Genomic DNA, 16535 nt, shown 5'->3' on the forward strand with positions numbered 1-16535 from the left:
ATCAACCTGATAATTATATTTCAACCGCTGGCCTGTATCAGGCATTAAAAATGCCGGTAGCCGTTTTATTGATTATTTTTTTTGTTTGTATCGAAAACAATACTCCCATGATGATAAATAAAATAACATTGGATAGTGTTACTCCAGCTACCCCTATCTTTTTACCTAAAAACACCGATAAGGGTACGTTCACAATCGAACCAATAATACCCACATACAATTGCAGTTTGATTTTACCTATTCCGTTTAAAAGCTGAACATGTATGGCCTGCCATATAATGGTTATGGTGTACAGGCACATAGCTATTGACAGAAAAACGGGCACCGTTATGGTTTTACCCAGCCACAGCCTATATAACCAGGGAGATACGATGAGCAGGCAAATAGCACAAACGCTAAGGGCTATCCATAGTTTATTTATTTTGAGCACCGCGTTCTTGATCCATTCCAGGTCATTTTTAGTATAGGCCTCGGTAAAAGCGCTCCAAAACGGCGTTATTACGATAACAAAGAACATCAGGATAATTGAAAACAGCTTGTAGGCTACATTAAATGTAGTTACCTCTTTTGGACCAAATAACTGGGTGATCACAATATTATCTGTTTCGTAAAGTACCAGGGCATTTATTTGAATAATAAAAAATCCGCCACCTACACCCAGCAGCTCTTTAGCGTATTTTAAATTGATGGACCTAAAACTGGGTGATAATTCTTTATAACTCCCGTTGTAGTACCAGATACTGCCAGCAATTAATACCAGTAAAGGCAAACCTGCGATAACAATAACCACATCAAGCAATTCGCCCTGTTTAACCCGCATTAAAAACAATACCGCCAAAAGCGATAATATTTGCCCCATGAGGCTTAAAAAAGCGGTTTTGGCCGGGGCTTGGTTGGCTGTTAATACGTTATTGATCAACTGTATCACAAACTGGAAACAAAAAAATGCGAACACAATCAACACGGTCATGCTCAGATAGCCTGCCGGGGTGTTATGCGCGTTTAAGATCTGCTGCCATTTGATGTAAGGATTAACAAAATAAAACACCACAAACATGATGCTTGATATGATCAGCAACAAGGCGTAGGTTGAGCTTACATAACTTTTTGCCGATGAAACATCGCCCAATGATATCATGGCGGCCAGCTTGTTCCGCAATCCGTTTCCGAGTCCCATATCAAACAACCCGGCCCAGGTAATGATCGAACTTAGTGTAAGCCAGATACCGTATTGGGTTGGGTTAATGTACTTAATAGTAAGCGGGATGAGTAACAACGAAATAGCTACACTGCCTCCCTTTAATAAAACCGACTGAATGATATTTTTTTTGGTTTTCAAAGAACGCTCGTGTCCCTTTGTAAAAAAGCGCTGAACATGAGTTTGTATAGCCTGCAGCATAAATTATTTAATACTATTTATGTGGTAGGTTCTTTTGTTTTATTGAAAATAGAGGCCAATCCATTAGTTTTTTCCTCAATACCTTCATAGCCGTAACCATAGTTACCATAACCGTGACCGTAACCGGTAATGCTATTCTTTTTAAGCTCAATATCATTTACAATAAGGTAAAGATGTTTGGCTTTTTTTGATTTGTGCAGATCGTTTACGATACCCAATTGCGATTTATAGGTATAGTTTTGCCTTACCACATAGCAGGTGATATCCACAAACTCCTCAATGATGAGAGCGTCAGAGACCAGGCCTACCGGAGCGCTGTCAATAATTATATAGTCAAACCTCTTACGCAGTTCTTCTATCAGGGTTTTTAACCTGTCGTGCATTAATAGCTCGGTCGGGTTTGGCGGGATCGGCCCGGAAGAGATAAAGAAGAAGTTTTCATTAAAAGTAGAAGGCTTGATCAGGTTATCAATACTTTCCTCTTCGTTTGAAATTACATAATTAGTAAAACCGTGATCGTTCTCCACACCGATATTTTTCAGTAACCGGGGCTTGCGTAAATCCAGTTCAAGCAACACTACTTTTTTGCCAGACATGGCTATAGAGTTACCCAGGTTAAGGGAAATAAATGATTTACCCTCCCCGCTCATACTTGACGTAAACAGGATCACGTTCGACTTACCCTTCTCTGTAACATATTTCAGATTGGTACGTACCGCCCTTATCTCTTCAGAAACGATGGAGCGGAAATCATTGTATATCAAAAGCTTGTTACGGTTGGTATTCCGGCTTATTTCACCCAGTAAGGGCACACTCGTATGTTTTTCAATATCAGCCTTACTATTGATCTTGATATTCATCATTTCTTTTATACTCAAGCCGGTAGCCGGTAAAAAGATGCCTGCAAACAAAGCAATAAGGTATATCAACGATTGTTTTGGTGCAAAAGGTTTTTCGCTACTTTCAGCATTATCCAATATCCGCACGCTTGACATGGTGGCATTTTGAGAAATAGCCGTCTCCTCCTTTTTCTGCAACAGGAATAAGTAAAGATCCTGCTTTAAGCTTTGCTGTCTGGAATAATCCAGGTAGATCCGCTCTTTTACAGGGGCATCAGATATTTTGTTTTCGATAAATGAGTTTTGCTTCTTGAATGCCTGCTGCGAAACCTCCAAACTATTTCGATAGTTTTTAATACTCGCCATCAGCGACCGGCGGGCCAGTTCAATCTGCTGGTTAAGGTTTTGTATAATGGTACTGTTATCGGTAAGGTTTAGCTTGAGCTGTTCCTTCCGTAAAAGCATTTCGTTATAGGCATTAATGGCTGTACCAAAGGCAACATCCTTGGTTATTAAGGAGCTGGGCACAACCTGCGGGTTATTGGCATCATTTACATATCTGTACAGATCATTTACCACCGCCAATTGTACGGAGTTATCATTCAACTTACTTTGATACTGATTAGCACCTTCAACAAGCGCTTTTGATTGCGCGTTGATATCTGATATCTTATTCTGAACTTTATACTGCTCCAGATTTTTCTCAACTTTACCCAGTTCGTCTCCAACAACCAACAGGCGGGCGTTGATGAATTTCATGGTGCTATCAGCCTTACGTATCTTGTTGGATAGGTTGCTTTGCAGGTACATCTCCATCAACGTTTGCAAAATTAATTCGCCATGATCCGGGTTTTCATAACTTAACTGCAGATTTATCACCGTGGCCTGTTTATCATCAAGCCCGGCAGCCAGGTTATCAGTCAGGTCTTTTGCCGCTTGTTTTTTCGACTGGATATTTAATTTGTAATATCCGGAAGGTTTAAACTTATCGGTTTTGTTGATGGTAAGATTATACTGGCTAAGCTGAATCGGTTTCCCAAACTCGCCGGTGATATCCAGGTCCTCCTTGCTGTTTTTAATACGAAAAGTTGTGTTGTTAAGAATAGCGATTTTGAATTTACTTAAACGAATATCCTTCTTTTTATAATCAACCGATACAGCAATTGGTGAGTTTTCATGTATTTCAAAACTTTTCCAGCCATTGTTATCCAGGATATGAATATTGAGGTTTAGCTTGGCAACGGTACGATTTATCAAACTGGTTGATTTTAATATTTTAACCTCATTATCGGCATTGCTTTTTACATCAAACAGGGAAGCCAGATCGGCATTAAGCCCATTGGTCAGCGCTTTTTCCGGTGTGCCTTGCTCATCTTCAACAATTACTTTACCCAATATGCTCCATTGATTCGGACTGTACTGAATATAAACAAATCCGGCTATCAGGCAAGTAATAATGCTTAATGCAAATACATACCAATAATTAAGGCATAATGCAATCAAACCTCTTACATCGCTGGGCCCTTCTTCCTTTTTGTATGTAAAATCAAGTTTTTCGGCCAAAATGTCTGTGTTGTCCATCTGTCTATTTTAATATAAAGTACAAGGTGTTATGGTGTTCTTTTAATTTATTAACTCTCCGAAATTATCGATCCGGACGCAGGTAGCAAATTGTAAATTAATACGGGTTTAGCTATAGGAAAGTTAAGTCCAAAATGTTGGCTTAAAGGAGAAGTAGCCAGAATGAATAATGTGAACACTTAAATAATAATGAACAAAATAAACAAACAGCATATATAAGCATTATACATAACTATGTATAATATTATAGGCCCCCAAAGCGGATCTTGACCAAAAAAACCGACGTATGATTAATGGTATTATAAACGATAAGGTGGCGGCATTTGTCGTTATCTTAGCAGCCATAACCGGTATTTATGGCTTCGTAAAATTAAAAAAACTAAGCATCAAAGCACCAGGAAATATCCTGACCGACGAACAATCGGACCTATTGGTAATGGGCGTTTTCCATGTATTGATCTGTGCTGTATCTATTTTCTCGCTTCTTTGATAGATGAACACCAAAGCATCTGTCAACTATAAAATTAACCCATAATTAATCGACTGGGTTATCTATACAACAGCTGTAACTCCCCCGAACAGCAAAACAGAAATCCCCCCTGGGATAGTTGTTCATTCAACACTGTAAATGAACAAAACCGCAGGAAATATTCATTTTATTCATTAAAAGCAGAAATAAAATCTAAGGTCATAAAATTACATACATTCATAAACTTATAATTAACCTACTGATTAACTAAAACTTATAATACAGGGTTATAGGGCTTTGATTTATCAGTAAAACGGTCATTAGAAGCTATATATCCGATACTTTTTAATAATATGACAGCCTTTTCATCACAGCTATTTGAATTATTAAAATCGTATGTTTTAGAAATCTCAAACCTTACACGCATCCAGGCAAGTGATTGTAAAATACTTTCGGCTCGGATCAGTGATAAAACGAGCCATACTGTAAGCGAAACCACCTTAAAAAGGATCTATGGCTTCGCTTTAAGTAAGTTTAAACCGTCGTTATTTACTATTGATGTATTATCAAATTACTGCGGATATAATGGATGGGATGATTTCTGTAAAAAACAGGACAAACAACATACTAACAGCAACCATAAAAATGCTGATTGGGACTCCCTGAGTCAAAAAGCCGCCAAGATCACTAATTTCACCCTGCAGGCCTTAAAAAACAAATCGGGCATTCCGTTTAATCAAAGCATCAAAAGGAGCTTTCTCGAAAAACATTTTGATGAGTTTTTAAAAGGCGATTATGCAGCAACGGTGTTGATTGCCCCTCCATCCTATGGCAAAACCATAGCCCTGTGTCATTGGGTAGATGAAAGACTGGCGCTAAACATTACATCGGGCAGCAATGATATCATCCTGTTTTTCAGCAGTAATGCCTTAATGAATGTTTTGATCAGCGGGAAGGATTTTAATGATTGGCTATTGGCCTTATTAGGCTATACACTCGAAGAGGATATCATATCGCTGCTTGATGATACTAAGCGTAAAGAGGGTAATTTTTACCTGATTATTGATGGCCTGGATGAACATATGTTTAAGAATAACTGGTTTCAATTATTACTTGACCAGTTAATGGACATCTTTTCATTTTATCAATCGCAAAAATGGTTCAGAATGGTTTTAACCATGCGGTCAGCTAACTGGATCAATAACCGGCATGTGCTGGATCCTGATCACCCAAAATGGTTCATTGGGACTATTACTGATCAGCAAGTAAATAGTAATGTACCGCTATTCAATTTACAGGAAATAAAAGACCTGTGCCTCAACATCAACCCGGAAATGCAGATACCAATACCGGCTGATGTTGCCGCCAGTTTTAATCTCCCGCTTTATTTTCAGTTTTATTATAAACAGCACAAGGATAATTTTTCGCTTAATAATGTCGACCATACTTCTATTTACGACCTGATCTCCAACTTTATACTCAATAAAATTTATATGGGGCACCACGCAACAGACAAAACGCTGTTGCTAAAAGGTCTTATTGAAAATATGGATTTTAAAAAACGTGAGTATGATATAGACAAACTAAAGGTAAATGATTTATTCAGCCAGTACAATCAGGCATATAAAGAGTTATTAAGTATTGGTTTTTTAAAAGAGATCAATACCAGCAGCGATGCTCAGTTTAACACCTATGTTCAATTTGGAAACAATAATTTTTTAGAACTGGCCATTGCCCATAAATTATTGTATGACAATGATAACATTTTTGACGAAAACCTGGTAAAGGCTATTAACCTGTTATTTTTAAATAATGAACTTAAGGTGCCAATTATTAAGTGGTGCATTATGCACGCCATGAAAAACGGGCAGCAGGAAAATTTTTCGTCACTATCCAAAACCGACCTTAATCCCAGAGAGAAATCAGAAATGATTGTGTTTTTGGGTGATTTGTTTCATAAAGCTCATTTAGGTCAAAGCAATACAGGTACGATGGCCAATTATTTTAAACAGGATTGCAGTGATGGCCTGTTTTATTATTTTTTTGGACTGGAACTGATAACCCCCGACTACAAAAAATCTTTACAATCCCTGTTAAAATTCGAACTATCCAATTATAAAAAGATCCTCACCTATAGCACACTGGCCATTATATCGGTACTGCAATTAGATTTGCCTTCGTTAGAGGCATATTTAATAAAACTCAGCGTTTTTTCGCACGAAGATTATCAGGAGTTTACCATAAGTCCGTTAGAATGCCTTAATACCATATATTACTTTTTCAAATATGGCATCATCAAAAAGGACTTCTTTGTAACTATTACCAGATTTTATTTTAATCCGCCAAAACAAACCGGTAATCTTCATTACAGCCAGGGGAATGATCTTATTTATTTATTGGCAGGTTTTGTGCTCTTAATATGTCAAAAACCCCTGAAAATGTTCAGGTATATAAACGCGCTCAAAAAAGTTCATTTTAAAGATACCACTGAGCCTACCGGTTATAATTTCTTCCTGAAAATGTTACTGGCCGACTCGCACTTTTTATTGGGCAGAGTAAAAGAACTTAAAACCATTCATGATCAGGCTTCTGAGTTATTTAAAACAAAAGAGAGTTTGTTTACACCAGCCATGAAACAGGCCTTTTACAGTCTTAAAATTAAGAAAGCTGTCCTTAACGGCGAATACAATGCTATCCCGGGATATTATAAATATTTAAACCAGGCTACAGAAAAATCAGGAAATAAGTTTTCAAAGGTGTTTACTATAAACTTTTTGATCAATAATCCAGCAGTTGTAAGCCAGGATGAGGCATTTTATAAACAACTGGCTTATAATAACGCCAGAGCTCTGCGCGAATGCGGATTAAGCCCCGAGATATTTTCCAATCAAGATTTTTCTAACTAAGGTAAAAAACCAAAAACCGGTTCAATTTAAATTACTTTTAAACAAAAAACGTTTAAGTATTTTGCAGGCGTAATTTAAAATCTATTTTTAAACTATTGTAACCGTTACTTCTTTAACTATTACATTATAAACCAATACTAAACTTACTGAATTTATAAGCTTCAGCAACAGGCAATAAAACCTATTTATTACCTTATTAAAGTTGTTTAAACTGATATTAAACTAATTTTAATAATTAGTTTTTTCCATATAACCAATTTATGGCACATCTAACCTATTTCATGTATTAAAAACGCTGTAAGTCAATAAATTAATACAAAAATTATCGAAAATTAACCAAATCACTCACCTTACCCTAAACAAAAAAGCTAATGTTCACTTGATGATTTCCTAACATGCGCATCATTCCTTTGCAGCGGAAAAATGCGATTCCTGAATTTAGTTAAATTAATTGTCCAAAACACACATTATGAAAAAAATTTACCACTGTTTTTTCCAGAAAACACATCATTTATCCAGGTATGGCTTGCTCATTGCCTGCGCCATATTACTTACCGCGTTACAAGCTTTTTCGCAAACCGGCAGGCTTGTAAAAGGAACGGTAACAGACGAAACCAACACACCATTACCAGGTGTTGTAGTAACCGTTAAAAGCACGGGCAAAGCTACTACAACCAACAGCAATGGCGGTTATTCCGTTACAGTTAACGGCCCAAATGATGTTTTAAAATTCACCTTCCTGGGTTCTGTACCAAAAGAGGTTACTGTAGGTGATAAATCATCATTCAATGTTAGCCTTGTAACTGATACCAAACAGTTAAAAGATGTGGTAGTAATTGGTTACGGTACATCAAGTCGTAAGGATGTTACAGGCGCTATCACCTCGGTAAAAGCTGAGGATTTTAACGCAGGTGTTTTAACCACCCCTGCTGAATTACTGCAAGGAAAAGTAGCAGGCTTAAACATCACCAAAAGCGGTGACCCTAACAAACAGCCTTCAACTATACTAAGAGGGCCGTCAACCTTGCGCAACGGTGCCACAGAGCCATTTTATGTAATTGATGGTGTACCGGGAGCTTCTATCGATTTATTGGCCCCTGCCGATATCGAGAGTATCGATGTATTAAAAGATGCATCGTCAACTGCTATATACGGCTCGCGTGCTGCAAACGGTGTAATCATCGTTACAACCCGCAAGGCAAAAGCAGGCCAAACCAGGTTAAACTATAGTGCGTATGGCGCTGTTGAAAATGTATCCAAAAACATTGATGTACTTACAGGCGATGAACTGCGTAAATACTTAACGGATAATGGCGTACCTAAACTGAGCGCAGCCGACGACGATGGTTCAAATACCAACTGGCAAAAACTGGCCGAAAGAACAGGCTATTCGCAAAACCACAACCTTTCTTATGGTGGTGCTGGTACCAATTCAGAATATGGTGCAAGTGTAAACTACATGAAAAATAATGGTATATTAAAAAATACCAGCTTGGAGCGTACTATCTACAAAGGTTATATCAACCAGCGTTTTTTTAATGATCGTTTAAAATTAGGTATCACGCTTACCAATAGCGCCACCAAAAACAACGACATCTTCCAAAGCCAGGTATTATCGGGTATTTTGTTCTATTTGCCAACAGTAGGCCCTTTTAACCCGGATGGTACTTATAAAGAAAACTATACCCGTACAGGTAGCGGACCATTGAATCCACTATCGTTAATTAACAATAACTTTATCAAAACAGAGAACAACAAAACCCTGATCAATGGTTTTGCTTCTGTTGACATTTTAAATGGTTTAAAGTTTACCGTATCGGGATCAACCCAAAAGGAACAAAACAACGTTAATACCTACTCTACCAGTCAGTCTGGTATATACGTTAACGCTGGAGGCGTAGCCGCGCGCAGTGCTTATACCAATACCAGTAACGTTGTAGAAGCTTATTTTAATTACGACCGCATTTTTGGTCGGCATTCCGTTAAATTATTAGGTGGTTACTCTTATCAGCAGGATCGTAACGGTGACGGATTCGGGGTACAAACTCAGGGATTTTCAAATGATGCTTTAACTTATAATTATTTAGCATTCTCCAACCCGACCCAACTTTCACAAATTATTTTTAATCCGAGTTACAATATAAATGGCACTACCCCGCCAACCTATATTTCTACCTTAAGGTTAATATCTTTTTATGCCCGTGCACAATATCAATTTGCCGATAAGTATTTACTACAGGCTTCATTAAGGGAAGACGGATCTTCGGGTTTCGGTTTAAACGTTCGCCATGGCTATTTCCCTGCGGCTTCTGCCGGATGGAAGATCACCAGCGAAGATTTTATGAAATCTGTTCCGGTTATCAGCGACTTGAAACTAAGGGCCGGTTATGGTGTATCTGGTAACAGTGCAGGGTTCGACGCCTTTACCGCTCAGTTAATTTACGGCGTGCCTCCGGGTGGTGGTAAATTTTTAAGTAATGGTAATATAGTTAACCCTATTGGCCCTGTACGTAATGACAACCCAAATCTGAAATGGGAAAGTACCGCTACTACCAACATAGGTTTGGATTTTGGTATACTCAACAACCGCATTACCGGTTCTGTTGATTATTATATCAAGAAAACCTCCGATCTGATCACTACCCTCCAGGTATCAACTACCCAATATTTTTATCCGCTTTTAACCGCAAACGTAGGTAAAATGAAAAACAGCGGTGTTGAAGTTGTATTAAATGCCATACCTGTAAAAACGCGTGATTTTACATGGCGCACTTCGTTAAACTTTTCGCATAATAAAAACGTGGTACAAAGTTTATCACAGGGTGGACTTGTTCTTCCGTATATTCAAACTGCCCAGTTAGGTGGTAAAGGTCAGTCAGGCAACTACAGCCAGATCATACAACCAGGTTATGCGCTTGGTACATTTGATTTGTGGCACTATTTGGGCAAAAATGCCAATGGTGTTAGTACTTATCAAAAAGCCGACGGATCAACAACGGCCGCTCAACCGCTTACAACAGATCAGTTTATAAAATACGATGCACAGCCTAAACTTATTTATGGCTGGAGCAATAGTTTCTTCTACAAAAACTTCGACTTTAACTTCCTGGTTCGCGGTGTTTATGGAAACAAAATTTTGAATGCTACACTAGCCTCGTTAAATAATCCGGCCGATTCAAAATTGCAAAACATACCCAGATTTACTTTAGGCGAATCGTTTAAAGATATCAATGCGTACCTCATTTCAGATCGTTTCCTGGAAAGTGGTTCATACCTGCGTTTGGATAATGCCACCCTTGGTTATACCATTAAACCACATATCCAGGCGTTTAAGAGTCTGCGTTTTTATGCCTCGGGCAACAATATTTTCATTATTACCAAATACCGCGGCGTCGACCCGGAAATTGATATGGGCGGTTTAACTCCTGGCATTGATAACAGGAATTTTTATCCTAAAACCCGCACCTTCAGTTTAGGTATAAACGCATCATTTTAATAACAGTTAAATAAACAAAAATGAAAAAGATATTCATACTATGTGCCGCGATAGTTGTGACGATAGGCACATTTTCTTGTACAAAATTAAATGTACCTGTTGAGTCGCAGTACGTAAAATCAAACTTCCCGGTAACCGATGCCGATTATACCGCATTACTGGGTACCATTTACTCCAACCTGTCATCAAACTACGCGGTACCTTACTGGCGCATGCAGGACATGTCGACAGATGAGGCTATATTACCGGCCCGTGACGGTAACTTTGATGATGGTGGCCAATACCGTCAATTACATTACCATACCTGGACCTTTGACCATCCTAACGTAATAGGCGTATGGCAATGGGGTTTTGGCGGGATAAACTCTTGTAACCGTATTATCAGCGTTATCAACGCGTCATCATCAACAGCTGCAAAAAAGGCGTCATCTATTGCCGAAGTTAAAGCGATGCGCGCCCTTTACCTTTATTTCATGATGGATTTGTATGGTAATGTACCTATCATTACCGATTTCCCGGTAAGCGGACAACCGGCTACTCAACCGCGTGCTAAAGTATATGCCTTTATTGAAAGTGAATTAAAAGCTGTTTTACCTTTATTACCGGCTAAAAGCAGCAACGCTACAGTAAACGTATCGCAATATGGTCGCCCAACCAAGGGAATGGTATTCGCCTTATTGGCAAAAATGTACCTGAACTCCGGCGTATACACCGGAACCAACCGCTACCAGGAAACCGTAACCATGTGCGATAGCGTACAGGCCAATACCAACTATTATCTGGATACTAAATACCGGGATATATTTTTGCCAACAAACGGTCCGCAGATCAACGAAACCATATTTGCAGTACCTTACGATCAGCAAATACCGGGCAACCAATTTACCCGTTTCGGTTTCTTTTATTACCTGGCACAAGCATATGGTTTTAATGTAGGTTTAAGTATTGCCATGAGTACCACGCCTGAGTTTTATAACCGCTTTAACATTCCTGGCGACGACCGTTCCAAAACATGGCTGGCAGGACCACAATTTTATCCCGACGGTAATGGAGGTTTCACCAATCAACCGGTTTACTACCCAGCCCCAAATGCTACAAAACAGATCAACCTGATACCTACATTAACCCTCACAGGTTTAAAACCAATGGATTTGGGTAACGATATACTTACCTCGCAATCAGAAGGTGTAAGATCTATCAAGTACTATCCAGATGTTAACATCATCCAGGCAACCCGCTTAAACAGTAACGACGTGCCGGTATTCCGTTTAGCCGATGTGCTGCTGATGAAAGCCGAAGCTATATTACGCGGAGCTACCCCAACTGTCATCAATGGCGAAACGCAGCTTCCGCTTACCCTGGTAAATAAATTGCGTACTCGTGCCCACGCACAAGCCGCTGCCTCAATTGATCTGGATGGTTTGTTAGATGAGCGTGCACGTGAGCTTTCATGGGAAGCATGGCGCCGTAATGACCTGATCCGTTTTGGCTTGTTTGAAAAAGAATATCCACTACCGGTAGCTGGCGGAAAAACAGATGACCTGAAAATGAACACCGATCCAACCCGCAGGTTGTATCCTATTCCATCAACCGAATTAAAAACCAATCCAAACCTGGTTCAGAACCCTGGTTATTAATTCTTAGAGCAAGGATTTTCCTTTAGATCAAGTATAAAAGGAACAAGGAGCAAGGATAAAGATCTTGCTCCTTGTTCTTTTTTGTATTTTACTCTTCTCGCTTTCATTTTTGCTCTTTATTCACTAAATCCTTGTTCCTTGCTCCAAAAATATTTGTTCCAAAAGTCCTTACTCCCCAAATCCTTGTTCCCTAAATCTCCTTCACACAACCTTAACATCAATAAAAAATTTGTTAACCGTAGGCTAATATTTATAACACATTGAACAAATAGCTTTGTGCAACAAAAACAATTAATGATGCAAGCCGCAAGCTTTTGCCTAAAGCACCTAAAATTATTGTTCTTAGTTCTCCTCGCATTTACTGCCCTTAAATCCTACTCCCAAAATGTCCCACTCGCCAACGCCTTCGCCCATAATGATTACTGGCACAAACGGCCTTTGTACGATGCTTTGGACAACGGGTACACCCATATTGAAGCCGATATATATTTAAGGCGCGGTAAACTCATTGTCGCCCATCTGCTCCCGCTTTTTAAAAGGCACCGCACACTGGAGCGTCTTTACCTTGATCCACTGGCCAGTTGTATCAATGGCTCAAACGGGCAGGAATCACGCATTGTTTATCCCATTACGCTGATGATCGATATTAAATCAAACGCGGCTAAAACGTACGAGGTACTGTCGGAAGTGCTCGAAAAATATAAAAATATACTTTCTGGTTATGAGGATGGCGTATTTGTTCAGCGTCAGATCACCATAGTGATAACCGGGCACAAACCATTTGAGATCCTGAAAAAACAACAAAACCGTTTGGCCTTTATTGACGAGGACCTGATGAAGGTTCAGCAGGATACTTCGTCAGCAAATATTTACCGCACAGCAAGCTGTAAATACTCCAAATTGGTAAACTGGACTGGCAGCGGCGTTTTCCCTGTTTCACAAAAACAACGTTTATGTAAATACGTCGGCATGGCACACCGGTTTGGTAAAAAGGTACGACTATGGGCATCGCCCGAAAATCCGGCTGTTTGGAATGAATTGCTTGATTGCGGTGTTGATCTGATCAATACGGATAAACTTCCGGAGCTTAAAAACTTCCTGACCAGGAGGGTAGCTTTTTCCGCGAATGCTAAATAATATAAAACATTAAGCTTGAATGTGTTAAGTTAAAATTACCCTAATACATAATTAACTATTTCATAACCTTAAATTAGCATTATATAAAAGTAACAGCCATACTTTTAATCCATTGCGATGGTTTTAATATATGATGTATAATTTATTATAAAATATTTATATCAGTTAAGTTAAGCATACCATAACAGAAAACATTTGCCTTAACAATTAGTCATCAAACTATAAATGCAGAAAATACTGTTTATTACCGGTTCTGTAAACCAAACATCACAAATGCACCAGATAGCAAACGAACTGCCAGAGTTTGATTGCTGGTTTAGTCAGCTATTTACAGATAACTATATATTAAATTTATTCATTAATCATACTTCGCTGCTCAACGGCACTATACTATCAAATTACTATCGTACCAATTCAGAAAAATACCTTCATCAGCACGGACTGCAAATTGATTATGGAGCAAGATTAAACCAGTATGACCTGGTGGTTTTTTGTTCGGATATACTGGTGCCTAACCGCATGCGTAAAATCAAAACAGTATGGGTACAGGAAGGCATGGTTGATAAATATACCCTGTTAAGCAAAATAGTAAAAACGCTAAGACTGCCCACTTTTTTATGCGGCAATACTTCATTGAACGGCTCATCAAACGTGTGCGACATTTATTGTTCAGCCTCATCCGGTTATCGTCAGTACTTCATTAAAAACGGCACCGACGGTAATAAGATCGCCGTTACCGGTATGCCGAATTATGATAACCTGGAACAATTTCTGAATAATGACTTCACCCACCGTGATTATGTAATGGTAGCCACTACAGACATGCGTGAAACCTATCGTTTCGAGAACCGGCCAGCCTTTATTAAAAGTGCCGTAAAAATAGCTAATGGGAGGCCCCTGCTGTTTAAACTGCACCCCAATGAAAAAGCTGACCGTGCTGAAAAAGAGATCCGGAAACATGCTCCGGCCGATGCCATGATCTTTAAGTCGGGGAATACCAACCATATGATCGCTAATTGCTGCGAACTGATCACCCAATATTCAACCGTAGTATATACCGGCATTGCTTTAGGCAAAAAGGTGCATTCGTGGTTTGATGTGGATGAGCTTAAAAGGTTATCTCCGGTTCAGAACGGCGGCATCTCGGCAAATAAAATAGCCCAGGTGTGCCGTGCTTACATTAATCATAAAGGCAGACAGGAGAATTTTGATGTACAAAAAACTTTAAATACGCAAGAGGTTCCTTTTTATACCGAACAATTGGTGGCTAACTATTAAGGAACAAAGAACAAGGATAGAAAGAGCAAGGAACAAGAACTTTTGAAGCAAAGACAAATTCAATAAATCAATAATTCAGTAATTCAATAATTAAAAAATGGTGATCATTGTACAAGCCCGTATGGCATCCACCCGTTTACCCGGGAAGGTGATGTTACCTGTTTGGGGTAAAACCATACTGGCAATGATGATAGAACGCCTGCAAATGATAAAGCATCAGGCCGTTTTAGTAATAGCAACATCTGTTAATCCAGAAGATGATATTATTGAACAGGAAGCCCGGTTGCTGAATATACCCTGTTACCGCGGCGATCAGAATAACCTGCTCGACCGCCATTATCAGGCTGCTCTGCTGCATAATGCAGATGTAGTATTAAAAATCCCTTCGGATTGCCCGCTGATAGATCCACGGATTATTGACCAGACGCTTACTTACTTTTTTGAACATACCATTGCTCATGACTATGTGAGCAACCTGCATCCCGCTACCTGGCCGGATGGTAACGATGTGGAGATCATGACCATGGCTTGCTTAAAGCAAACCTGGGAAAATGCCCGGCAAAATCTGGAACTGGAACATACCACACCTTACATCTGGGAAAACCCGCAATTGTTCAGTATCGGTAATGTAAGCTGGGAAACCGGCTTGGATTATTCCATGTCGCATCGCTTCACGATCGACTACCAGGAAGACTATCTGTTTATCAAAAGGGTGTTTGAAGAACTGTACCCGGTAAACAAAAGCTTTTCATGTGAGGATATCCTGGATCTGCTGGATCGAAAACCGGAGATCTACCAGATCAATGCCAGCTATGCCGGTGTAAACTGGTACCGCAATCACCTAAACGAGTTAAAAACCATACAACCGGAGCAAACCAAACAAGCGCCGGTTAGCCAATAAATATTTAATTTAAATAACCATTACCCCGTGGAAAACACAAAACGTAGCGAACAGGAACTACAAGCCATAGCGCTGAAAGTGCGCGAGCATATTGTGCGCATGTCAACCGCAGGCGGCTGCTTTACAGGAGCCTCTTTATCGGCAGTTGATATGATCGTTTATCTGTACAGCGAATTCCTGAACCTCACACCTGCGAATTTAAAAGATGCCGACCGCGACTATCTGTTCCTGTCAAAAGGCCATGATGTACCCGCATTGTATGGCACGCTGGTTGAATTAGGTTTCATGGAAAAAGAAAGATTGGACAATCACCTTTCTTTGAATGACCATATTTACTGGCATCCCAACACCCATATCCCTGGAGTTGAATTTCACTCGGGCTCATTGGGTCATTTACCATCGGTGGCCATGGGTGTTGCTATGGATCTCAAAATCAGCGGCAGCAAGAACAAAGTGATCTGCATTATGGGTGATGGCGAATTAAATGAAGGTACCTGCTGGGAAGCAGTGCTGGTAGCCAATGCCTATGGTTTGGATAACCTGATCTTTGTGATCGACCGTAACCATTTCCAGGCTAATATGCGTACCGAAGATCTGATACCATTGGAGCCTTTGGTACAAAAATTTGAATCATTTGGCGCGGCGGTGCATCGCATCAACGGCCATAGCTATACCGAATTACACGAGGCCTTTAGCGCCTTCCCTTTTCAGGAAGGCAAACTCAATGTAGTTATAGCGGATACCGTGCGAGGCAAAGGCTTACCGAGCATTCAGGAACGCGCCGACCGCTGGTTCTGTAATTTCTCGGCCGATGAAGTTGAGCAGCTTTTACTGGAATTGCATGGTGAGCATACCACCTCATTAACATCAGAAACTTTAATTGTCAGATAAG

Annotated in this window: 10 protein-coding genes; 8 read left to right on the forward strand and 2 right to left on the reverse strand. The window is 39.6% G+C overall.

All coding sequences use genetic code 11. The features are described 5' to 3' along the window. Positions 1-37 precede the first annotated feature (37 nt). Complete coding sequence (locus AB6735_RS08000; protein WP_370995406.1) at positions 38-1399, reverse strand: lipopolysaccharide biosynthesis protein; 1362 nt, start codon at positions 1397-1399, stop codon at positions 38-40. A gap of 17 nt (positions 1400-1416) precedes the next feature. Beyond that, entirely contained in the window at positions 1417-3819 is a 2403-nt protein-coding gene (locus tag AB6735_RS08005) for a GumC family protein (protein WP_370995407.1), read from the reverse strand. 286 nt (positions 3820-4105) lie between these two features. Here AB6735_RS08005 and AB6735_RS08010 point away from each other — a divergent pair, with 286 nt between their 5' ends. The 8 genes from AB6735_RS08010 to AB6735_RS08045 all read left to right on the forward strand — a co-directional run bounded on the left by AB6735_RS08010 (position 4106) and on the right by AB6735_RS08045 (position 16534). Next, positions 4106-4309 (forward strand): hypothetical protein, encoded by a 204-nt coding sequence (locus AB6735_RS08010; protein WP_370995408.1) that lies wholly within the window; start codon positions 4106-4108, stop codon positions 4307-4309. Between the two features lie 332 nt (positions 4310-4641). Continuing rightward, positions 4642-7194, forward strand: coding sequence for a hypothetical protein (locus AB6735_RS08015; RefSeq protein ID WP_370995409.1), 2553 nt, complete (start codon positions 4642-4644; stop codon positions 7192-7194). Positions 7195-7663: 469 nt separating this feature from the next. Further along, a complete protein-coding gene (locus AB6735_RS08020) occupies positions 7664-10690 on the forward strand; it encodes a SusC/RagA family TonB-linked outer membrane protein (RefSeq protein ID WP_370995410.1) in 3027 nt (1008 codons plus the stop codon). A gap of 20 nt (positions 10691-10710) precedes the next feature. Further along, a complete protein-coding gene (locus tag AB6735_RS08025; RefSeq protein WP_370995411.1) occupies positions 10711-12327 on the forward strand; it encodes a RagB/SusD family nutrient uptake outer membrane protein in 1617 nt (538 codons plus the stop codon). 294 nt (positions 12328-12621) lie between these two features. Next, on the forward strand, positions 12622-13464 hold the full coding sequence (locus tag AB6735_RS08030) for a phosphatidylinositol-specific phospholipase C/glycerophosphodiester phosphodiesterase family protein (protein ID WP_370995412.1): 843 nt from the start codon (positions 12622-12624) through the stop codon (positions 13462-13464). 225 nt (positions 13465-13689) lie between these two features. Next, positions 13690-14742, forward strand: a complete 1053-nt coding sequence (locus AB6735_RS08035; protein WP_370995413.1) for a hypothetical protein — start codon at positions 13690-13692, stop codon at positions 14740-14742. Positions 14743-14839: 97 nt separating this feature from the next. Beyond that, the gene (locus AB6735_RS08040; RefSeq protein ID WP_370995414.1) at positions 14840-15643 is read left to right on the forward strand and encodes a cytidylyltransferase domain-containing protein; all 804 of its coding nucleotides are present in this window, start codon (positions 14840-14842) and stop codon (positions 15641-15643) included. A 27-nt stretch (positions 15644-15670) separates the two neighbouring features. Further along, complete coding sequence (locus AB6735_RS08045; protein WP_370995415.1) at positions 15671-16534, forward strand: transketolase; 864 nt, start codon at positions 15671-15673, stop codon at positions 16532-16534. Position 16535 lies beyond the last annotated feature (1 nt).

The sequence above is a fragment of the Mucilaginibacter sp. RCC_168 genome (assembly GCF_041355315.1).
GTDB lineage: Bacteria > Bacteroidota > Bacteroidia > Sphingobacteriales > Sphingobacteriaceae > Mucilaginibacter.